This window comes from Plantibacter sp. RU18 (genome assembly GCF_050613355.1).
Classification (GTDB): domain Bacteria; phylum Actinomycetota; class Actinomycetes; order Actinomycetales; family Microbacteriaceae; genus Plantibacter.
The window spans coordinates 87,087-107,561 of sequence record NZ_CP159618.1 but is presented as its reverse complement, the minus strand read 5'-3'; the positions used below and the strand labels follow the sequence as shown (position 1 = coordinate 107,561).

21 protein-coding genes and 1 other annotated feature are annotated in these 20,475 nt (G+C 65.1%); of the genes, 8 read left to right on the top strand and 13 right to left on the bottom strand.

The genetic code is table 11. From position 1 onward, the window contains the following. The 8 genes from ABMA10_RS00470 to ABMA10_RS00435 form a co-directional block, all read right to left on the bottom strand. Positions 1-1,488, bottom strand: coding sequence for an SCO6880 family protein (locus ABMA10_RS00470; protein ID WP_431031076.1), 1,488 nt, complete (start codon positions 1,486-1,488; stop codon positions 1-3). Beyond that, positions 1,481-2,806, bottom strand: coding sequence for a hypothetical protein (locus ABMA10_RS00465; RefSeq protein ID WP_431031075.1), 1,326 nt, complete (start codon positions 2,804-2,806; stop codon positions 1,481-1,483). Before ABMA10_RS00465 ends, ABMA10_RS00470 begins: the two co-directional genes overlap by 8 nt. 117 nt (positions 2,807-2,923) lie before the next feature. Beyond that, positions 2,924-3,700 carry a hypothetical protein gene (locus tag ABMA10_RS00460; protein WP_431031074.1) on the bottom strand — a complete coding sequence of 259 codons (777 nt, stop codon included), beginning with the start codon at positions 3,698-3,700 and terminating at the stop codon, positions 2,924-2,926. A gap of 16 nt (positions 3,701-3,716) precedes the next feature. Beyond that, entirely contained in the window at positions 3,717-4,265 is a 549-nt protein-coding gene (locus tag ABMA10_RS00455; RefSeq protein ID WP_431031073.1) for a hypothetical protein, read from the bottom strand. Beyond that, positions 4,255-4,767: a hypothetical protein gene (locus tag ABMA10_RS00450; protein ID WP_431031072.1), complete on the bottom strand. Its 513-nt coding sequence runs from the start codon at positions 4,765-4,767 to the stop codon at positions 4,255-4,257. The genes ABMA10_RS00455 and ABMA10_RS00450 overlap by 11 nt, the downstream gene beginning before the upstream one ends. Then, positions 4,764-5,327 carry a hypothetical protein gene (locus ABMA10_RS00445; protein WP_431031071.1) on the bottom strand — a complete coding sequence of 188 codons (564 nt, stop codon included), beginning with the start codon at positions 5,325-5,327 and terminating at the stop codon, positions 4,764-4,766. Before ABMA10_RS00445 ends, ABMA10_RS00450 begins: the two co-directional genes overlap by 4 nt. Beyond that, entirely contained in the window at positions 5,328-5,789 is a 462-nt protein-coding gene (locus tag ABMA10_RS00440; protein ID WP_431031070.1) for a hypothetical protein, read from the bottom strand. A 53-nt stretch (positions 5,790-5,842) separates the two neighbouring features. Next, complete coding sequence (locus tag ABMA10_RS00435; protein WP_431031069.1) at positions 5,843-6,727, bottom strand: hypothetical protein; 885 nt, start codon at positions 6,725-6,727, stop codon at positions 5,843-5,845. A 617-nt stretch (positions 6,728-7,344) separates the two neighbouring features. Here ABMA10_RS00435 and ABMA10_RS00430 point away from each other — a divergent pair. The 4 genes from ABMA10_RS00430 to ABMA10_RS00415 all read left to right on the top strand — a co-directional run bounded on the left by ABMA10_RS00430 (position 7,345) and on the right by ABMA10_RS00415 (position 11,268). After that, positions 7,345-7,611 carry a hypothetical protein gene (locus ABMA10_RS00430; RefSeq protein ID WP_431031068.1) on the top strand — a complete coding sequence of 89 codons (267 nt, stop codon included), beginning with the start codon at positions 7,345-7,347 and terminating at the stop codon, positions 7,609-7,611. Between the two features lie 628 nt (positions 7,612-8,239). Then, the gene (locus ABMA10_RS00425) at positions 8,240-8,584 is read left to right on the top strand and encodes a thermonuclease family protein (protein ID WP_431031067.1); all 345 of its coding nucleotides are present in this window, start codon (positions 8,240-8,242) and stop codon (positions 8,582-8,584) included. A gap of 182 nt (positions 8,585-8,766) precedes the next feature. Continuing rightward, positions 8,767-9,459, top strand: coding sequence for a hypothetical protein (locus tag ABMA10_RS00420; RefSeq protein ID WP_431031066.1), 693 nt, complete (start codon positions 8,767-8,769; stop codon positions 9,457-9,459). Between the two features lie 567 nt (positions 9,460-10,026). Beyond that, a complete protein-coding gene (locus tag ABMA10_RS00415; RefSeq protein ID WP_431030684.1) occupies positions 10,027-11,268 on the top strand; it encodes an IS256 family transposase in 1,242 nt (413 codons plus the stop codon). Between the two features lie 125 nt (positions 11,269-11,393). Here the strand turns inward: ABMA10_RS00415 and ABMA10_RS00410 are convergent, their stop codons facing one another. Both ABMA10_RS00410 and ABMA10_RS00405 read right to left on the bottom strand, forming a co-directional pair. Beyond that, on the bottom strand, positions 11,394-13,250 hold the full coding sequence (locus ABMA10_RS00410) for a hypothetical protein (RefSeq protein ID WP_431031065.1): 1,857 nt from the start codon (positions 13,248-13,250) through the stop codon (positions 11,394-11,396). A 359-nt stretch (positions 13,251-13,609) separates the two neighbouring features. Next, complete coding sequence (locus ABMA10_RS00405; protein WP_431031064.1) at positions 13,610-14,062, bottom strand: integrase core domain-containing protein; 453 nt, start codon at positions 14,060-14,062, stop codon at positions 13,610-13,612. Positions 14,063-14,186: 124 nt separating this feature from the next. On the opposite strand from ABMA10_RS00405, the gene ABMA10_RS00400 reads away from it, so the two are divergent. Further along, positions 14,187-15,428, top strand: coding sequence for an IS256 family transposase (locus tag ABMA10_RS00400; RefSeq protein ID WP_431030684.1), 1,242 nt, complete (start codon positions 14,187-14,189; stop codon positions 15,426-15,428). Here the strand turns inward: ABMA10_RS00400 and ABMA10_RS00395 are convergent. The 3 genes from ABMA10_RS00395 to ABMA10_RS00385 all read right to left on the bottom strand — a co-directional run bounded on the left by ABMA10_RS00395 (position 15,418) and on the right by ABMA10_RS00385 (position 17,819). Next, complete coding sequence (locus ABMA10_RS00395) at positions 15,418-15,933, bottom strand: IS3 family transposase (protein WP_431031063.1); 516 nt, start codon at positions 15,931-15,933, stop codon at positions 15,418-15,420. The two genes, ABMA10_RS00400 and ABMA10_RS00395, sit on opposite strands and share 11 nt — an antisense overlap. Then, positions 15,859-15,972 (bottom strand) — a sequence feature (AL1L pseudoknot). It overlaps the preceding gene by 75 nt. Next, positions 15,930-16,250 carry a transposase gene (locus tag ABMA10_RS00390; RefSeq protein ID WP_431031062.1) on the bottom strand — a complete coding sequence of 107 codons (321 nt, stop codon included), beginning with the start codon at positions 16,248-16,250 and terminating at the stop codon, positions 15,930-15,932. Its footprint overlaps the feature before it by 43 nt. The genes ABMA10_RS00395 and ABMA10_RS00390 overlap by 4 nt, the downstream gene beginning before the upstream one ends. A gap of 324 nt (positions 16,251-16,574) precedes the next feature. Then, positions 16,575-17,819 (bottom strand): IS256 family transposase, encoded by a 1,245-nt coding sequence (locus ABMA10_RS00385; protein ID WP_431030682.1) that lies wholly within the window; start codon positions 17,817-17,819, stop codon positions 16,575-16,577. A gap of 201 nt (positions 17,820-18,020) precedes the next feature. Between ABMA10_RS00385 and ABMA10_RS00380 the strand changes: the two genes are divergently transcribed. The 3 genes from ABMA10_RS00380 (at position 18,021) to ABMA10_RS00370 (ending at position 20,442) form a co-directional block, all read left to right on the top strand. Next, entirely contained in the window at positions 18,021-18,284 is a 264-nt protein-coding gene (locus tag ABMA10_RS00380) for a hypothetical protein (protein WP_431030898.1), read from the top strand. A 798-nt stretch (positions 18,285-19,082) separates the two neighbouring features. Next, positions 19,083-19,292 carry an antitoxin gene (locus ABMA10_RS00375; protein ID WP_431030897.1) on the top strand — a complete coding sequence of 70 codons (210 nt, stop codon included), beginning with the start codon at positions 19,083-19,085 and terminating at the stop codon, positions 19,290-19,292. Positions 19,293-19,719: 427 nt separating this feature from the next. Beyond that, on the top strand, positions 19,720-20,442 hold the full coding sequence (locus ABMA10_RS00370; RefSeq protein ID WP_431030896.1) for a hypothetical protein: 723 nt from the start codon (positions 19,720-19,722) through the stop codon (positions 20,440-20,442). The last annotated feature ends 33 nt before the right edge of the window (positions 20,443-20,475 follow it).

Here is a 20,475-nt window from a genome sequence, read left to right as displayed (position 1 = left end):
TCACTTCTTGAAGGGGTTGTCGGAGAATTCCCACGGCAGCATCCCGAACGGGAGACTCATGTGGAACAGGGCGGCCTGCAAGCCTTTGCTGCGCCGCACCCGCATTCGGGAGGACGTCATCAGCGAGGTGAGCGTGTTGCGTGCCCGGCGTTCTCCTTCGACGGTGTCCTCGTAGGTGCAGGTCGCGAGCATCGCGAACGGCACTAAGGACGCACCAGCGGAAATCTCCTCGTCGAGGTTCGCCGCCACCCGAATCCCGCGGCGGGTGTTCGCGGTGCGGCGCCCCTTCTGCTGCCCGGCGGCGAAATCCTCGGCCCGGACGGCATTCTCCGCCTGCGACTGTGCCTTCTCCGCGCTGACAGCCTGGTAGAAGACCGCTACGCGTTTGCGTAGGAATGCCGGGTTGGGTTGCAGGAGCCGCAACAGGTGGTTGTCGAAGATGATGCCGCGAGGTGGCCGGCGCATCTCGAGGGTGAAGGATGCGACACCGTCGTGCCGGTAGGCGCCGCCGGACTCTTCCGCCGTCGACGGGCCCGCGTCGGCCCAACCGAGCTCGACGTCCTGCTCGCGCGCACGCAACAGCTCAAAGCCCACAGCGAGTTCCGGGTCGTACGCCAGACGGGCCGTCTCCACCAACTCCGGCTCGGTCATCGGAATGGGATCCCCGGCCCCGCCAGCAGCCAAGGCTGCTTGATGTCCGGGAAGCCGTTTCGCGATCTCCACCACAACGTCCTGCGGCGTTTTCGCCGGGATCGTCATGGCATCCTGCCGCCAGGCGACCGTGACGTATCCGGTGACGTCGCTGCTGTGGTTCGGGAGATCCCGCACAACCTGATCCATGATCAGCGCAGCAGCGGGCGGCCCATCGGGGTCGCGTTCGGCCTCGACACTCTCCTGCAGCTCAACACCGGTACCGGGGGCCGAATCGATGACCGACACCGCGCCAACGACTCCGTCCTCGACAGACAGGGTGGCGATCCACGCCGCATATTTTGCGACCATCAGATTGATGAGATCCTGATCGGCCATGCCGTCCCCGTCGGGGTAGCAGCGGAACGTGACGGCGAACAGGCCCTTGGAGGGGTAGTGGATGACATCGAACGGGTTCCCGTACCCGTCGATGCCACGCAGCAGCTTCGTCGACGCCAGGATCCCGGGTAACGGGTGCCCACCGTTGCTGCCGGTGAGGTTCGCCATGACCCCGGTGACGTAGTCCGTCTCACCACGTTTGGCCCGCCGTGGGGTATCCCGGCGCTCCCCCAGCCGGCGACCAATGGTCTTCCCGTCGTACTCCCACCCATAGAGCAGCTCGAACAAGACCACGGCGAGGACCAGGCCGATGGTGACGAGGAGGTTGTTGGCCTTCGATGCCACGTACATGACGAGCATGATGCCGGCCACGAGGCCGACCGTACCCACGAGGGTGAGCTTGAAGATGCCGGGCGACTTCCGTTCGAACCATCCCGTGTAGCCGACCTTGTTACTCATGTTTTCCTCCGATGATGTCGTCCGCGTCATTGATCGCCGTCCGTGCTGAACGGGCCGCGTTGCCGCTGAGAGTTTGCGCGGCCTGTTGGGCGCCGTAGTACCCCGCCTGCGGGTTCCCCGGCGCACGCTTGGGCGCCGGAGGTGATGGTGCCGGCGGCTGCTGAGCCGGGTCGTTCGACGTTGGTGTCGGGGCGGTGGCCGATGAAGGGTCTGATCCGGTGGAGGGTGCTTCGGTGACGGCGCCCGTTCCGCTCTCGCTTGAGGGTTCGGCGGTCTCAGCACTCATACCGGCCGCACCGTGTTGCTCCGCTGCGCCGTCTGGTTCGGACGGTGCTCCTGCGGCCGCGGCAGGCTCAGCTGCCCCAGCGGTCCCGGACGCACTACCCGGCGCTGCCCCGGCGCCGCTTCCCCCACCACCAGCACCAGCGCCTCCCGCTCCCGCTGCGCCGGCGCCGGCGAGCATGCCGGAGGCTGCTCCTGCGGTGAGGACGACGGCGCCGACGGTTATCGCGGTTTCCGCGAGGCTGATCGCGCCTTCCATGGCGATCTTGCCGCCGAAGGCGCTGCCGATCTTCCCAACTTGCGGGGCGAGGATTCGCAGCAGCGCGGGGAGCATGAACACGGCGATGACTTCGAGGACGAAGCCATACATGATCCCGCCGAGCCCGTCGTAGCCGGATTTCAGCCGGAATGCGGCCGCGTAGACGATCGCCGCCGGCAGAATGTAGACCACGAACGCGAGTAACCATGCGGTGATCGAGTTGAACGTTTTCGTCGCCGCTTGTCCGCCGAGCGTCGCAACGGATGCCGCGAGCGGCCACGCGCCGACGAGCACCGGGACGAGCGCGGAACGGGCGATCATGATGCCCCACTGAATCATCACGGCGACGATCGCGATGATCCCGATGAGGATCAGGATCGGCGGGGCGATGCCCGCCACGGCGATGGTCGCAACCGTCGACGTGGCGGTGATCCCGACCTGCTTCAGCAGACCGATCGACGCTTCGCGGATACCGGTATCGAGCAGCGCTATTGTCGGGGCCCCGGCAATGTTGATGACCATGAGGACTACGAGGCGGCCGCCGAGGTTCTTGAGTCGTTCCATGCCGAGCTTCACGAATGTCCACCCGGCCGCGACCATCGCGCCAAGGACCGCGACCATGAAGGTCAGGTTGGAGAGGACGAACTGCAACCACTCTGTGGTGCCGTCGGGGTTCGTGATATCAATCAGGATGGGGACGGAGATCCAGGAAGCGAGGAAGAACATGTCCATCTGCGACCAGCCAGCCATGAACGAGGCCCCGATCGGCCCGAGCACCAGGTCGATGCCAGCCTGGATCGGGTTCCCCCCCCCCCCCGGTGTCGATCCTGGATGCGGCGCACCCGGTGTCAAGCCACCCGCATTCCGTCACCGCCTTAGCCGTGCCGAGGATGCTCATGCTGGGACTTCCCAGTAGGTGAATGCTTCGGGGTCGACGCTGATCTCCCCATCCGGGGACGGCTGCCCCGAGGAGTCGAGGAGCACGTGCCAGTCACCGTCGAGCCATTCGAGGGTGACGGTGAACCCGGTGAACTGTGTGCGGTGCTCCCATTTCTCCACCAGGAGCACTCGGGTCAGGGACGTCGAGTAACCGATGAAGGTGTAGCCGACGACCTCGCCGAGCTTCCGGGACGATGGTGGCTGGGTCGGGTAGAGCTCGTCGACGGCGGCCGCGGAGATGTCCTTGCCAGCGTTCTGCACGTATTGGGCGTCCAGGATGCGGTGGGCGAGGTCCTGGCCGGCGGTCCGCAGCGACTGGGTCAGGTTCACCGCGGCAAGGGCTGCGCCGGCAGGTGAGCGTGCGAAGCACCGGTGCAGACCGTCGATCGTTGCCGTAGGGCCGGCGGTCTTGGACGTCGGCCACCGGTTACCTGACACGCTCGTCCAGCGCAGATCCTTCGGCGGCATGATCGCTGCCTCATCCCACGTCGACGCCGGACAACGCTCCGCGGCTACCGCCGAGCCCGAGGGCTTCGCGCCCGTTGCCGGCTGGCTGCTCGTGTCGTCGTGCTTGGGCCAGAACAGGATCGCGCACGACACCCCCACGACCACAATGATGACGATCCACGAGATCCAGAGCGTCCAGCGGCGTCCGGGGCCGCCGAAGAACACAGACGTGTCCCGCCACGAATTCGAGGAATCGCCGCTCGCTTGCTTGTGCTTGTTCGCCATGACTCCTGCCCCGCCCTTACTTGAAGTCCAGTGCGGCGGGGAAGAACGTCCCGGCAATTTGGGCGGCAAAGGAGATGCCGAGGCTGGCGACGATGAACCAGTAGAACTTCGACACGAACTCACCGATCCCGTTGTCCTTGAACGCAATGAACCCGCGGATCGCGAGGAAGATCATGCACCCAAACGCCGCCCACCCGAGCAACCAGATGATGTTCCCGATGATCGACGTCACTTGCGTGTCCATGCCCGGGATCGAGGTTGCGACGGCCGCGACTTTGAACCCGGGGTAGAAGATCTGGACGATGTTCGACGCGTAAGAGCCGACGATCGCCGCGATGATCCACGCCTTGCCCTTCTCCATGAAGTCCTGCGCCTGGTTGTGCCGGTAGGACTCGTAGCCGACGGAGAACACGACGAGCAGACCGATGAAGGACAGGATCGAGAGGATCTTCAACGCCCACCCGAAGAACGTGTTGAACGCGTCTCCAACACCGGGGATCGCCTTGGGTTCGACGGTGTGCAGCATCGTCTCCCACGGGAGCGAAGCGAGCAGATCAACGTGCATGAGATGTGCTTTCTATTGAAGGAGGGGCGGGCAGCTGCTCGACGAGCGCTGCATGCAAAGCGGTGAAGAACTTCGTAACCGGCCGGGTGGCCTCGATTCCCGGCGCGTACCGCCAGGACTCGACCCACGGGGTCACGGTCACGGGGATGACACCGGAGATGATCGAGATCTGATCCCGTAGCGGTTTCGGGAGCTGCCCGGGCGCATCCGGGACCAGCACGACACGAGTCAGGGCCAGGCGGCCGCTGCTCAGGGCGTCACGCACGAAACCGAGACCAGCGACATGGGTGCGACCGACCAGTAACCGCACCGCTCCCGGGTGGGTTGTGGCAGGGCCGCCCTGGTGGCCGTCGTGAAACCCGGTCGCGAGCGCGAGGGTGCTGACGCCGGCGCCGGGATGGGCGCCGAGCAGGGTGAGGATCGGAGTTGCGCAGATCCCGCAGAACGCACTCTCAGCCGCCGTGAGCTCCCGTGCGCACCGGAAGCAGACCCGGGCACTCATTCGCGCCCCTGGAAGCGTGGCGTCCACACCAACGTCACCGTGCGGGCGCCGTCCTGCACGGGCCGTGAGACGTGGAATCCTGCGCTGAACGCGGCGAGTTCGTCGACCGCCGGGATCCGTTCGAAGGTGCCGAACATGGCATGGACTTCTGCCCGGAACCGGCCGTCAGGATTGCCATCGCCGTGCACGTACACATCCGCATCGGTCGTCCCGTGGACTCTCTCGATGCCTCGCCAGAGGCGGAGAATGCGCTCCCGTGCGTCGGGTGCCTGACGGTGGTGGCGCGGGTAGAGCTCAAGGACATCCATGGGCGCATTCGCCCAAGCGGAACCGATCCCGGCGGTGCGAAACAAGGTCGGTGTGGGGACATCGGCGCTGTGACCGATGTGGCCGCTCGTCAGACGGATCAGCCAGGAAGGCAACGGGGCATCCGGAGCGAGCTCGAGCTGCCAGGCTCGCCCGGACAAGGCTGCCTGGACAGCAGCAACCTGGTCCCAGAGCAGTGTCGTCTGTTGATGGTTCGAATGCGCGGCGAGGGCCGTCGCCTTCCTGGCCGTCATCTATGCCTGCTTTCGGAAACGAGCCCGTCGTGCGAGCAGCACAGCCGAGCCACCGGCGCTCAGCAGGCTTGCTGCGCCGGCCAGGAGACCCGTCGTTTCTGCTCCGGTAGCGGCGAGACGGGGCCCGGAGTCCCGGCCACCACGATTGCTCTCGCCGTTGCTGTGGCCGCCCGAAGCTCCTGACTCCTCGCCCCCGCCGGGTCCCACGGTCCCGCCCGGATTCGTGGGGGTGACGGGATCGATGGGGTCGATCGGTTCGACCGGGTCAACAGGATCGATGGGGTCGATCGGTTCGACTGGATCGATGGGGTCGACTGGATCAATCGGATCCGGGTCGGCCAGCGCATAGGGGGCAGGAGTTGTTCCGGGATCCAACGGATTTGCCGAGGCGGTGAGGGCTGGGCCGGCGACGATTGCGCTAGCGATCGCGGCGACGGTCAGTCCGGTGCGAAGGATGGTCATGGGTTGGTGTTCCTTTCGTTGACGGCCCCGAAGCGTCCGGGGCCGGGCTTGGATCAACGTTTCGCTGAAGTGTTCGGGTAGACGGCCACGACCCCGGACACGGTGGCGACGAGATCGCCGTTTCCGGTTACCCCGACCGGGATGACGGTCGGGGCGGCGGGTGTGGGGTGCAGGACGCCGGCGCGGAGAATGGCTGATGTGGTGCCTGTGGCGCCGTAGTAGACATCGCCTAGCGCGGTTGAGGCGGTGAACGTTTCGTCCGGGACGCTGAGTGCACCGGTGGCGAGATCGATGAGTCCGCGCCCGTACATTGCGCTTGCCCTGTCGCTGCTGCGCACGAGACTGGTCGACGTGTCGCCGATCAGGGACATCTGTCCGGTGATGGCTCCGTCAGTGGTGGTGTGCGTGGCGAGGACCGTGCTTTCGTCGGGGAGAGACCACCGGACGACGGCGATGGGTCCGCCACTGAGCCAGCGGGACGCTTTCGCGCCCTCTGTCGGCGGCGCCAAGACGGTCGTTGCGGCGATGGTGCCGGCCGGTGAAGCGGTCAGGATCTCGCCTCGAGCTGACGCCCACTGCAAAGCACCATCCGTCGTGACCGCCAACGGCGCGGCCCCGTCCCGGGGTGACGCGTATGGCGCCAGCCCGCCGTCGGTGAGGATCGACACCCGCCCGTCGGCGGCACGTATCACCACACCGGCACCGAGCGTGTTCACGGTCGCGCCTGCTGGAAGCTCCCACGTGACCGGGTCGTTGCTGCTCCAGACGGTGATCGTGGTGTCACTGACGGCGAGCAGCACGCTTGTGGCGCCGATGCTGCCCGTGGTCACACGTGTCGTTCCGTCCCCGGGGAGAACGGTCACCGTTGTGCCGGTGGTCGCGTCCAGGAGGTGCACCTGTCCGTCACGGATCACAGCAATTTGGTCGGCGTCGAACACGACCGGTTCCGTCGACGCTGTACTGTCAGCCCAGCGTGCAACAGAATCCCACCCGGGGAGTGTGGTCACACCCGGCACAGTTGCCGTCGCGGTCGGTGTCGGGGCAGGTGCAGCGGTACCACTGGTGACGGTGGCACCGACGCCGAAGGCGCAGATGAACGTTGCCGCCGTGATCCGGCAATGAGACCCCACCGAGGTCGCCGAGCAGGCGAAGTCATCGGCACGGTCACTCGTGGTGGCAGTTCGGCGACAAGCTCGACGGGTGCGGCCGGGGCGTTCTTGGAAACAACGGTCGTCGATTCCGCTGTGGCCGTGTCCGATGTAGCTGGTGATGCGTCATCCGGTGTTAACGCGCTGCCGCACGCACCGCATGCACTCAGCTCGGCGGGCATCGACGCCGCGCACTCAGGGCAGGAACGGGACGTGGACATGTGGCCTCCTCATCAGGCGTGGGCAGTGATGAGGATCCAGCTGGCACGGGGATGAGGCTCGCGCCAGCTGAACCCTCACCCCCTAGATGTGCTGACGCGCGCAACGAACCATGCGCGGGACTGCGCATCTACGTAGTGACGCCGTTCGTTCCGTGTGGCCACCCGTTGAGAGAAAGAACCGTGATCGTGTCTGACGCCGCCGTCCCTCCTGCTGATGTCGATGACGACCTCGAACGAACGACGCGGTGTACCGGCTCCATCCCGAAAGACCCACACACCCCCGAACTCATCGCGCGCAGAGACCGCCTGGAAGCGCAATGGGAGTCCGAGATGGAGGTGCTGCGCGCTGCGGGGTGGCGGCTTTTCCGCGCGAACACGATGGAGCACCCGACTGCCGGCACCTACCGGCGCCTGAATCTCTTCGTTCGTCCGAAAACGGAGCAGGCGCGATGATCGGCGACATCATCGCCTCGACCCAGTGGTGGGTGTCTCTCGGTGCCCTCTTCGCCAGCGCACTCGTCTACGGGATCGTGCACGACGTACGACAGCGGCGCAGACACCGTGCGGCATCGCCCCGCCGCCATGCTCGCGCGGCTAGGCGTCGGAGCTCATAGAACGAGCCATGCTCGTGCCGATCCCCGGGGATGCGGAGCCGCCCACGGGGCGGCCAGTGCTGTCAAGAATTGGGCGCGGGGATTTCCCCGACCGCCGATCATATGGCTGCGCTCCTCCGCGCCCAACGCGGCGACATCCGTCGCCTGGACGGGGCGAAAAACTTCCCTGACGCGGGCGCAAGCTCCCTCACATCGCCGAAGAACTTTTCACCCCGCCCAGGTCCCCGCGCATGGCCACTCCCCGCTTGACCATTTGCTCTGCTGATTGAGGAAATCCCCTCGCTGCGAACACACCCCACAACACGAGGAGCAGGCGCGAACATGACACAGCAGAAACAACCCCGCTTGGGCGTGAACATGAAGAGCTCGTGCGTGCAGGAAGCACCAACTCTCACCCCCGACACCGAGCTATCGTTTGCGTGTCGTCTGGGGCATCACCGTCCGCTCGGAGCCCTGGAGGGTGCCGCATGAGCAGACAACGACACATCACCCGGTGGGTCGTGGTTGTTGTGCTCGTCGCCGTAGTCATCTGCGGGTGGGTGTTCGTGCCCGGCGCGCTCATGCGCCAGCCCCGCCCGCCCACCATCGCTGTTGCTGAAGCGCAGCCTGCGACCGTGATCCGCGTCATCGACGACGACACCCTCATCGTGACGCCTGAGGACAGGAACCCGGTCACGGTCCGGATCCTCGGCGTCGACACCCCGAAAACCGTGCACCCCGATAAACCCGTCCAGGGCTACGGGCCAGAAGCATTCGCCGACCTCCCCGACCTCCTCCCCCACCGCATGATCAGCGGCCAGCACCGGAGGTGATCTACGACGACGAAAACGCACACCAATCACCCGCCACCTGTCGGTAGTACCGGCAGGACACCGCAAGGACAATGAGGACTCTCATGCAGGAACACGAACAAACACAGCCCACCACCCACCCAACCTCCACCCTCGACCCAGCAAGTAGGCACCGGACCGGCGCCAGCACACTCACTCGCGGGGTGGGTTGGGCAGCGGCCACGAAGCGGCGCCCCTGGATCCGCGGTGGCGGCATTGTGATCGTGGGAGCGATCATCACCGGCAGCATCTTCTGGACTGGGCAAGCCACCCATGACGACGAGCTCACCGCAGCCCGCACAGCCGTGTCTGCTCTGGAGAAAGGGGAGATCCTGCAGCGCAAAGCCAGCATCGACCTGCAGACCGCTCTTGACGCGGCCCACACGGAAACGGGCGTGTTGGCCGGGATCGTGACGGACGGCGCCGCCTACAGCAGCCAGGACACCATCACCGCTCTCGACACCACCATGCAGACTCTCGTCAGGGACATCGGCACCTATATCCCGGAAGGCGCAGCGGCTCCGGTGGTTCCGGAACCGGAGACCGCGACGGTGACCAGGATCATCCCCTCCAACTGGAACACCGCCCACATCCACACCGTCCGGGCCACGCTCGAGCGCGCCACCGCAGCCGTGTCGAAGAACACGAGGAAGCTGACCGCTGCGACCAAACAGCTCGCCGTCCTCACCGACGAAACCAACCGCACTCTGGTCGACGTCGCCGAAACCTCCCCCTGCCGCAGCGGCAGCGCTTGTCGCGACGCTGCCGTCCGCGGACCAACGCTCTCGGGATACCTTGCAGGCGGCACTCACCGCCCTGCAAGCAGGTATCGACATGCCTGGCCTTGCGATGCTTGAGCGTGGCTACATCGATGCGATGAAAACCGTGCAGGCATCCCATGTCGTGGTCGAGACACAGAAAGCGATCGATGAGGCTGCAGCCGCGGGCGCTGACACGTATGTCGACCCGGGCAGCGGTGAGCGCAAACCCAGCCCCAGTCGTCCCTCCGGCAACGGCGGCGGGAGCGGCGGCTCCGGTTCCGGGAGTGACGGCGGAGATGGTGGTGGTCCGGGTGGTGGAGGAAGTTCCGGTGGCAGTGGGGATGGTGGAGGTTCGGCACCTGCGCCGAGTCGTCCGAGCGTTGTTTCTGGTTCCTCGACGTGTAGCGGTGATGGTGGGAGTGCTTGGTCCAGCTACAACAACACGGTCATCTTTATCCCTGGTTCGGGAGTTGCGTCGACCTCTGGTGTGTATGACTCCGGATCAGGGTGGAGCATCGATTGGACCTGCAGTTAGGCCGTCTTGGGTTGCGTCCAATAGCGTGGTGTAACCCCGGCCCTGATGGGCGTGTTGCACCGATGTGAGGCGGCCACCGCGTGATTCTTGGAAAGACCGATCAAGTCTTTTCCGAAGGAGTACACGCGATGACCGCACCCCATTTTATTGACCCTGCCCGTTTCCTGTCCGAACAACTCGAGCAAGCCTCGCCGGACCTGATGCGGCAGATGCTGACCACGTTCATCAACGCGCTGATGAGCGCCGAGGCCGAAGCCGTCTGCGGGGCCGAATACGGCCAGATCTCCGCCGACCGGACCAACTCCCGCAACGGCTACCGGCACCGGGATTTCGACACCCGCACCGGCACTCTCGACGTCGCGATCCCGAAGCTGCGCACCGGAACGTACTTCCCGGACTGGCTCCTCGAGCGGCGCCGCCGTGCCGAGGCCGCCCTGACCAGCGTCGTGGCGACCTGCTACCTGCTCGGGGTCTCGACCAGGCGGATGGAGAAACTCGTCGAGTCCCTCGGCATCACTCGTCTGTCCAAGTCGCAGGTGTCGATCATGGCCACCGACCTCGACGAGCAGGTCGAGCAGTTCCGCACCCGGCCCCTCGACGCTGGCCCCTACACGTTCGTCGCCGCCGACGCCCTGGTGCTGAAGGTGCGCGAGGGCGGCCGTGTCGCTAACGTCCACGCGCTCCTCGCGACGGGCGTGAACAAGGACGGGCACCGTGAGATCCTGGGCTTGCAGGTCACCAGCGCCGAAGACGGCGCCGGCTGGCTGGGCTTTTTCCGCGACCTGACTGCCCGCGGCCTCACCGGGGTGAAGCTCGTCACCAGCGACGCTCACGCCGGCCTCGTCGCGGCGATCGGGGCGACGCTGCCCGGCGCGACCTGGCAGCGCTGTCGCACCCACTACGCCGCGAATCTGATGTCCGCGACCCCGAAGTCCAGCTGGCCGTGGGTGAAGACCCTGCTCCACTCGGTCTATGACCAGCCCGACAAGGACGCCGTCCACGCACAGTTCGACCGGGTCCTGAACGCCCTGGAAGAGAAGCTCCCCGCAGTCGCCACCCACCTCGAGACCGCCCGGGCGGACGTGCTCGCGTTCACCGGCTTCCCGAAGGAGATCTGGCGCCAGCTCTGGTCCAACAACCCGCAGGAGCGCCTCAATCGCGAGATCCGCCGCCGCACCGACGTCGTGGGTATCTTCCCCGACCGCGGCTCCCTGATCCGCCTCGTCGGAGCGGTCCTGGCCGAACAACACGACGAGTGGATCGAAGGCCGCCGCTATCTCGGCCTCGACGTCCTCAGCCGCTCACGCCTCACCCTCGTCCCGACCGACAAGGAGGAACAAACAACCGAACTCGGCGCCCTCAGCGCCTAGAAATCCAAGAATCACGCGGCAATCCCGTTACACCACGCGTTTGGACTTGACCCCGTCTTGGGAAAAACAGCAGCGCCTCGGCCGTAAGAGGTCCGAGGCGCTGCTGTGTTCAGTGGGTTCTAAGGTTACTCTTCGGCGTTCTCGTTGGCCAGTGGTTCAGCCTTGGCTCGGCGGCGGATAGCCAATCCTGCCAGCAACGCCAACCCGAGGGCGACGACGCTCCCGGCGACCCAACCGATCGCGGACCCGGCAAAACCGGTGCTTGCGAGGGGCGGGACTGGTCCCACCTTCCGGAGCGTCTGTTCGTCGGGGTCAGCGCAGGTGCCTTCACTGAGGAGTACTTTCTTGGTGTCGTCGGCGTAGGTGCGTTCGATCCAGTTCACCCCTTCGCCCATGTCGGAGCTGGCGATGAAGGTGGGGCCTGGGACTTCGGTGCGTCCGTCGATGAGGATCGGTTCCGACTCTGCCCGGTATACCGTCGACGCATCACACAGGTGCTGCCCATTTCTGATCTGGTAGGCCGTGAACGTTTGCACAGCTGTGGCCGGATACAGCTCGACATCGGTGTGGACGGCGGTGTCGCCGTATTCTTCGCCGTCGTACACTGCCGGGACCGCTTTCGTGGTCACTCTCGGCGCCATCGACGTCTCAGCGGCAAGCCCGAACAGGTCGTGCCAGTCCCCCTGCAACGTCTTCGCCGTCATGTCGTCTTGCCGATCCAGGGCCATCGACCATACCGCGGTGATCGCACCGGTGATCCCGGCCGGCAACACGATAGAGGTCTCCATCACGTCACCAACACCGTCACAGCTCGCCTCCCCGGTCCCGATCGGTTCACGTCCTGCGGGAACCTCCGGGAGGTCATTTTCATCGTCGCCCTTTTCGTAGAAGGCGACGTCCCAGAGCACGTCGACGCCGGATCCATCACGGTTTCGCCGCCACTCCGGTGTGAGACTGTCCATCGCGATCTCGCACACTGCGTGATCGGTGATCGTGCCGCCAGGGCCGACGAGTGCTTGCTGCATCTGGCTGGTGACGATCGGTTGGAACTTCGTCGACCGGATCATCGGGTCCTCGGCAGCGAGGGTGAACGACACACTCGAGCGCGGTCCAGGGCCTGCGGTGTGCTGCTGCGCACCTCCAGCGGTCTGATACACGCCGACCTGACCGGCATACCCAGTGTCCTTACTGAAAGACCCGGACGCGCCGATCTTGTAGTCGACGACCCCGTCCTGTGGATTGCCGCGCACTGGCAGCACCATTCCATTGACCACGCCGGCGATCGAGGACGAACCAGTGTCGGTGAACACGCCGTTGGTGAGCGTGAGCGTGCCCGAAGCGCTCCCGGGGTTGAGACCTGAAACCGTGACAGTGCCGACATAGTTATTGTCGCCCTGCACGTCCAGACCAAGGCCGCCGCCACCACTGGTCTGCCCTGCGGTGATACTGGGGGCGTCAGCACGGATCTGGGCGAGTTTCGCGAGAATGTCCGCACGTTCACTGCGGGGCGCGCGGGCAACGTAGTAGGTGTCGCCGGACATGCCGTGGCTGTTGTACACACCAGCATCAGCAAGAGACCAGACGAACAGGTGTGTGGCGGCCGCCCAGTTGTGGTCGGGGTATTGTCCGTAGTTCGAGACGGCCCAGTTCACCCGGGCGTTATCGTCCGCACTCATCGATCCCCACCCTTGGTGGCCGAGGAACACACTCGATCCCGTTGGCGGGGATGCCAGGATTTCCAGGCAGTAGGTCGCGACGCCGTTGATGATCTCCTGGCCGATGAACCCGTCACCGATGTCATACCCATACCCATGTGAGGCCCGGGCCTGCGGGCTGTCGACTGATGCTGTGGTGGCGGCGTGTGCGGTTGGCGGTGAGATGAAAGAGAGCGGGGTGAGAGCGATGGTGGTGGTGAGGGTGAGTGTGCCGGCTCTCCCCCATATCCGCCGTGTGTGGCGAGTGAGTGCTGTGGTGTGATCCAAAACCGGAGCACCTTCCTGTGTGTATGGGGCAGGACATCTCAGTGATGCCCTCACCACACAGACGTACCCACGCGCGCAACACCCAACCGGGTCAGGCGGTGACCGGGGCGGCAGCAGCCATGCGACGTTGATACTGCACCAGCGCAGTCAGGTGCGTCGGAGACGACTTCACGGACAGGTGCGGAGTTCTGAGGAACCACCCCAGAAGCGAGGTCTCTGCGCCCCGGTTCCGGGCGCCCCAAGCGATGTTCGCCACCGCAGATACCTCTTCTGGGAGCAGACCAGAGAAGCGTTCGGCGGCGGCATGGAGTTCGACGGTTTCGTAGGAGTGTCAAGCCCCGGGTTTGGTAGAGGCTCGGTTAGACCCGTTCCATCACGGTGATGGTGGGCAGTTGCGTGTAGAAGTTGTTCTCGGCTTCGACGGGTGGGATGTGTCCGATCTCGCCGTGGAGCCGGCGGTGGTTGTACCAGTCGATGTATTCCGCGACCGCGATCTCGAGCTCGTCGATCCCCTTCCACGGGCCGAGGTTGCGGATCAGTTCGGCCTTGAATAGAGAGTTCAGCGCCTCGGCCATCGCGTTGTCGTAGCTGTCGCCCTTGGACCCAACCGAGGCGACTGCTTCTGCCTCAGCGAGGCGGTCGGTGTAGCGCACGGCACGATATTGGACTCCACGATCCGAGTGGTGGACAAGTTGTGACAGGTCCCGGCCGGCACGCTGCCGCGTCCAGACGCCCATCTCGAGAGCATCGAGGGCAAGCTCGGTGTGCATGGTTGTGGAGAGCTGCCAGCCCACGATCCGGCGGGAGAACACGTCCAGGTTGCGTCCAATAGCGTGGTGTAACCCCGGCCCTGATGGGCGTGTTGCACCGATGTGAGGCGGCCACCGCGTGATTCTTGGAAAGACCGATCAAGTCTTTTCCGAAGGAGTACACGCGATGACCGCACCCCATTTTATTGACCCTGCCCGTTTCCTGTCCGAACAACTCGAGCAAGCCTCGCCGGACCTGATGCGGCAGATGCTGACCACGTTCATCAACGCGCTGATGAGCGCCGAGGCCGAAGCCGTCTGCGGGGCCGAATACGGCCAGATCTCCGCCGACCGGACCAACTCCCGCAACGGCTACCGGCACCGGGATTTCGACACCCGCACCGGCACTCTCGACGTCGCGATCCCGAAGCTGCGCACCGGAACGTACTTCCCGGACTGGCTCCTCGAGCGGCGCCGCCGTGCCGAGGCCGCCCTGACCAGCGTCGTGGCGACCTGCTACCTGCTCGGGGTCTCGACCAGGCGGATGGAGAAACTCGTCGAGTCCCTCGGCATCACTCGTCTGTCCAAGTCGCAGGTGTCGATCATGGCCACCGACCTCGACGAGCAGGTCGAGCAGTTCCGCACCCGGCCCCTCGACGCTGGCCCCTACACGTTCGTCGCCGCCGACGCCCTGGTGCTGAAGGTGCGCGAGGGCGGCCGTGTCGCTAACGTCCACGCGCTCCTCGCGACGGGCGTGAACAAGGACGGGCACCGTGAGATCCTGGGCTTGCAGGTCACCAGCGCCGAAGACGGCGCCGGCTGGCTGGGCTTTTTCCGCGACCTGACTGCCCGCGGCCTCACCGGGGTGAAGCTCGTCACCAGCGACGCTCACGCCGGCCTCGTCGCGGCGATCGGGGCGACGCTGCCCGGCGCGACCTGGCAGCGCTGTCGCACCCACTACGCCGCGAATCTGATGTCCGCGACCCCGAAGTCCAGCTGGCCGTGGGTGAAGACCCTGCTCCACTCGGTCTATGACCAGCCCGACAAGGACGCCGTCCACGCACAGTTCGACCGGGTCCTGAACGCCCTGGAAGAGAAGCTCCCCGCAGTCGCCACCCACCTCGAGACCGCCCGGGCGGACGTGCTCGCGTTCACCGGCTTCCCGAAGGAGATCTGGCGCCAGCTCTGGTCCAACAACCCGCAGGAGCGCCTCAATCGCGAGATCCGCCGCCGCACCGACGTCGTGGGTATCTTCCCCGACCGCGGCTCCCTGATCCGCCTCGTCGGAGCGGTCCTGGCCGAACAACACGACGAGTGGATCGAAGGCCGCCGCTATCTCGGCCTCGACGTCCTCAGCCGCTCACGCCTCACCCTCGTCCCGACCGACAAGGAGGAACAAACAACCGAACTCGGCGCCCTCAGCGCCTAGAAATCCAAGAATCACGCGGCAATCCCGTTACACCACGCGTTTGGACTTGACCCACGTCCAATACGAACGCGGCATACACCCAGCCGGAGAACGTCCGAATGTAGGTGATGTCCGCAACCCAGAGGCAGTCCGGTGCCGGTGCGGTGAACCGTCGGTCAACGAGGTCCCCCGGACGATCCGTGAATGGCCCAGGGATCGTCGTGCGTGGCCCCTTGGCCCGCGAGATCCCGCGGAGACCCTCCCGACGCATGAGCCGCTCGATCGTGCACCTGGCCACCCGGTGGCCGTCGCGACGCAGCTGCGCATGGACCTTCCGGACGCCATAGACGCCATAGTTCGCTTGGTGCACGGCACGGACCTTCACCACGGTGTCCTCGTCACTGACGGACCGCTGCGAGGGCGGCCGAGACCGCGCGGCATAGTACGTCTGCGGGGCAATCGGCAGTTCCCTGCAGATCGGCTCGACCCCGAACTCTTCCTTGTGTTCATCGATGTAGGCGATCATCTGCTGTGTGGGCGGTCGAGCTCCGCCGCGAAGAAAGCCGACGCGCTCCGCAAAATCGCGTTCGCCCGCCGCAACTCCCTCACCTCACGCTCCACCTCGACCAGGCGAACCGCAGTATCAGTGGACGTCCCCGAACGCAGACCCCCATCGACCTCGGCGCGCTGGACCCAGCCACGCAACGTGTCCGACGGGACACCAAGCTGCCGGCCGATCCTGGTACACACACCACGGCGGCCCCCATCCGCATCACGCGCCTCGAACACAAGGCGCACTGCACGCTCTCTCAATTCCGCCGGGTACTTCCTCAAAGCTGGCATACTCCTCATCCTTTCAGGACGATCAGAGTCTCCATCAAACCAAGGGCAAGACACCGTCGAGCCAGGCTCATCACGGGCCGCCCCACCCGGCGTTGCAGCAACTCCAACGCTGCCGCCCCCTCCGCCGTGGCGAGGAACCCGACCGGTTCAGCAAGCACGCTCCGCACCGCCGCCCGGAACTGTTCCGCCTCGCTCACGCAGACGCCATCAAACGCCTCACCGTAGCGATCACTTCCGAGATGCGATCCACCTCATCCAGGAACCGGTACGCGGAGGGTCAAGCCCCGTGGAGTGGTGTAGCCGTGTGTCCTTCGATTCGTTGGGTTAGGCGCTGAGGGCGAGTTCTGGTTCGGGCACCTCGGTTCCGGTGTCGGGGACGATGGTGAGGCGGCTCTTGGCGAGGATGTCGAGTCCGAGGTAGCGGCGTCCCTCGGCCCATTCATCGGTCTGTTCGGCAAGGACGGCGCCGACGAGCCGGGTGATCGCGTCGCGATTGGGGAAGATGCCGACGGAGTCGGTGCGGCGACGGATTTCACGATTCAGGCGCTCGTTCGGGTTGTTCGACCAGATCTGCTGCCAGAGCCCCTCGGGGAACCCGGTGAACGCGAGGATGTCGGCGCGGGCAGCGTCGAGGTGTTCGTGAGCTGCGGGCAGTTTCCCGTCGACGTAGTCCAACAGCCGGTCGAACTGGGCGTGGACGGCGTCGGCGTCGGGCTGGTCGTAAACGGAGTGCAGCATAGCCTTGACCGCGGGCCAGAGACTCTTCGGGGTCACCGACATCAGGTTCGCGGCGTAGTGGGTGCGGCAGCGTTGCCAGGCCGCGCCGGGGAAGTTCGCGGCGATCGCCTCGACCAGACCGCGGTGCGCGTCGGAAGTGACCAGACGAACCCCGGTCAGACCGCGGGCGACGAGGTCGGCGAAGAACGTGTTCCACGCCGCCCCGGTCTCCGACGTGGCCACCCGCAGGCCCAGGACCTCGCGGCGCCCATCGGCGTTGACCCCGGTCGCGACGAGAACAACGGCGTTGATGACGCGTCCGCCTTCGCGGACTTTCATGGTGAGAGCGTCGGCGGCGACGAACGTGAATGGGCCGGCATCACCGAGCGGGCGGTGTCGGAATTGGTCAACGTGCTCGTCGAGGTCCGCAGCCATCCGGGACACTTGCGACTTCGACAACGAGTGAATCCCGAGGGTCTTCACGAGTTTGTCCATGCGGCGTGTGGAGACGCCGGCGAGGTAGCAGTCCGCGACGACGGTGATCAGGGCGGTCTCGGCGCGTTTGCGGCGCTCGAGGAGCCACTCCGGGAAGTAGGTGCCAGAGCGCAGCTTCGGGATCGCGACATCGATGGTCCCGGCGCGGGTATCGAGGTCGCGGTGCCGGTAGCCGTTGCGTTGGACGGTGCGACCCGGGGTGGGTTGGCCCCACTCGGCGCCGATCACCGCGTCAGCGTCGGCAGAGAGGAGCGCGTTGATCATGGTTTGCAGCAGCGACCGCATCAGATCGGGAGACGCGTCGGTCAGGGCTTCGCCAAGAAGGTGTGCAGGGTCGACAATATGTGGAGCGGTCATCGTGATGATGCCTTTCGAGTGGAGGTTAGAGACTTCTCGAAGGAGTCACACGGTGACCGCGCTCACGTCCAAGACCGAGCCGGCCACCGCAGGCTACACCACCTTATGGGGCACTACTTCCTACACCGATGCCGGACGGCGGGAGATGCCGCTCGGCTCTCTTCGACGTCTTGCGTACCGCACGTCGCTATGCTCGGGCGTATGGGGGAACAGTCGAAGCTTGTCGTGGCGATTACTTCTGGCGACCGCACGACTACCCACCGTGTCGATGAACTCACGATTGCGTTGCCGAACGGTGAGCTCTTTTCGTTGGGATTGTCTGCTCGTACCTGGTCCGAGCTGGTTGCTCTAGCGCCAGCTCGCGAGGATGACCCGGCAGGTCATCCCGTCTTCGTCGTGCGGCCGGGGGCCTCGAATCAGCTGAGTCTTTCCATCGAACGGGTTCCGGGCATCGACGAGCAGTGACTCACAGCCGACGGTGAGCTGGACGGGTTATTCGACACGGGGAGAGTCCCAGTCGGTCACAGTCATACGAATCAGCTCAAGGTTGTGGTCCATGTCCGGATCGACATTCAGGTTTCGTTGGACAATGCGGGCAGTCAGGTCGAAGGGCGCCGACCTGTATTTTTGTATCGAGTTCGAGGTTGTTTACGACATACAGCGTTGTTCCGGTGTCCATGGGCTCGGCGAAAAGCCGACCGAGTGCGAGTCCGGTCTCATCGTTCGCGGACTGTGGACCGAATCCCTCACCATCAAGCCGCAGCCCTACGTCCCGCGCAGTGGTCTTGCCGAAGCTTGAAATCAGCCGATCGAAGGCTGGCGCAGGACCGGGGCTTGGTACGACGTCTAAACCGATATAGGGCCGCGTTTGGTCTTTGCTGTTCCGGGCTTCACCCCGCGCTCTCTCGCGGATCTGCCGTGAGGTGAGCCGCACTTGGAGATAAGTCAGGACTACCGCCACGACGACGATCACACCGTGTGCCGCGGCGATCGCTCCAATCCAGGCTGGAGGTGCGTTCGAGGGCAGGGCCGGTCAACTGTGTACGCACCTGCCGACACGGTACGCACGGTCGCGGCAGACGGCGGCAGGTGCGGGATTGATTATCAGAACACCCGGATACTGGCTGCGCAGCTGTGAGCGAGCTCATTTTTGTTGTGGCCATTCCTGGTGAGACGTTTGGGGTTTGGGGCTAGCCGGAGTGGCGGTGGCGGACCGAGAATGGGCGGAGGGCCCAGATGGGGTCGGTGAAGGGGGATCAACGCATGGCACTCGAAGATGTCACGAAGAAGGCTCAGGAGTTCCTGAAGGACAATAAGGTCAAGGACGCGCTGAAGAGCGAGCAGGCCGAGGACATCAGTGACAAGCTGCTTGGCGGTGTCGCCGATGCGGCCAAGAAAGTCACCGGTGGAAAGTTCGACGAGCAGATCGACGGCGCTCGTGATGCGGCCGACAAGGCGGTCGGCTCGGAGTAGTTTCAGGCGTCAGTACTAGGGGATTGGTCGGTTCGGTGTTCACCGGGCCGGCCAATCGTGTGCCGGGTAACGGCAAGTGTGGCGCGGCCACGACCTCCAAGCGGAGCGGGGTGCGTTCCGGCCTCGAGGCGCTGCAGTCATGACGAAGGGCGAAGCTGTCGGCGATCTGTCGTCGTTTAGTTCAGCGCTCGGAGATGTCGGCCGCGTGGGGTTCGCCGGGCAGCGCATAGTTGTTGCTGGGTCGCTGCCGTTCGCCGCTCCTAGTAAAACAATCCTGTTCCTCCGGAGCAGGGTTTTCGTCGGGTCGTATACCCGAACGGCGTCATCTTGGTACACGCGTGTGCGCACACGCGGACCCGGATGCAGGGTGCGTTGAACGGCGTCGGCAGATGGTCTGCGAGCGTCGCGTGTTGAAGAGGACTGGGACATGAGTAAGAAGAGAAAACGATCAGGCGGGAACCCCGCTCATCGAGCGCACCGAGAGGGTACCTTGCTCGGCAAAGCGATCCTTCAGTGGAGTGAACGCATTCTGTCGGCAGGCGACGACGACCAAGCAACTCTTGCGGCAGCCCTTATCGGGTGGGTGGGGTCTGGGGACCCCGGCCGCCTCGGCCTCAATCAGTGCGTCAGCGCGTGCTACCAGTTACAAATGGTCCTCGAAGCCGTTGGCGTGGAGAGCCGAATGGTTCCCGTGTCGTTGACGGTCCTCGACAAGGTATCTCAGCGTGAGCTTGCCGTGGTCGGGTCCGACACGCCGTCCTGGTCAGATGGGGTTTCGCGATGGAGTGGGCACGCCGTGCTCTATCTGCCGAGGCAGGGGCGTGTGTTGGATCCGACGATCGGACAGGCATTCCCGACGGCCACGCTGGATGAACGTATGCCCTTGATCGGCCGCGTCAGCGCTGTACTTCACGGAACATCCGAACAGGCCACCCAAACGGGAACCGTTTGGGCCGTCGCGCGGCATACTCACATCGCGTCGTACCGGGTTCTGGATCCCGCCTATGACCCCATGATGAATCCCGATGTGGTCAACGGCCTTCGTAGCGCGACTTCGCGACTTCGCAAACTGCTGCCTCAAATGGTTCAGCTGATCGACGACATGATACAAAGCAGGAAGAATCTCACGGCCGACACTTCTAAGCATTGAGTCGGCCAAGCATTTCTGATCGGCATGTCGAAC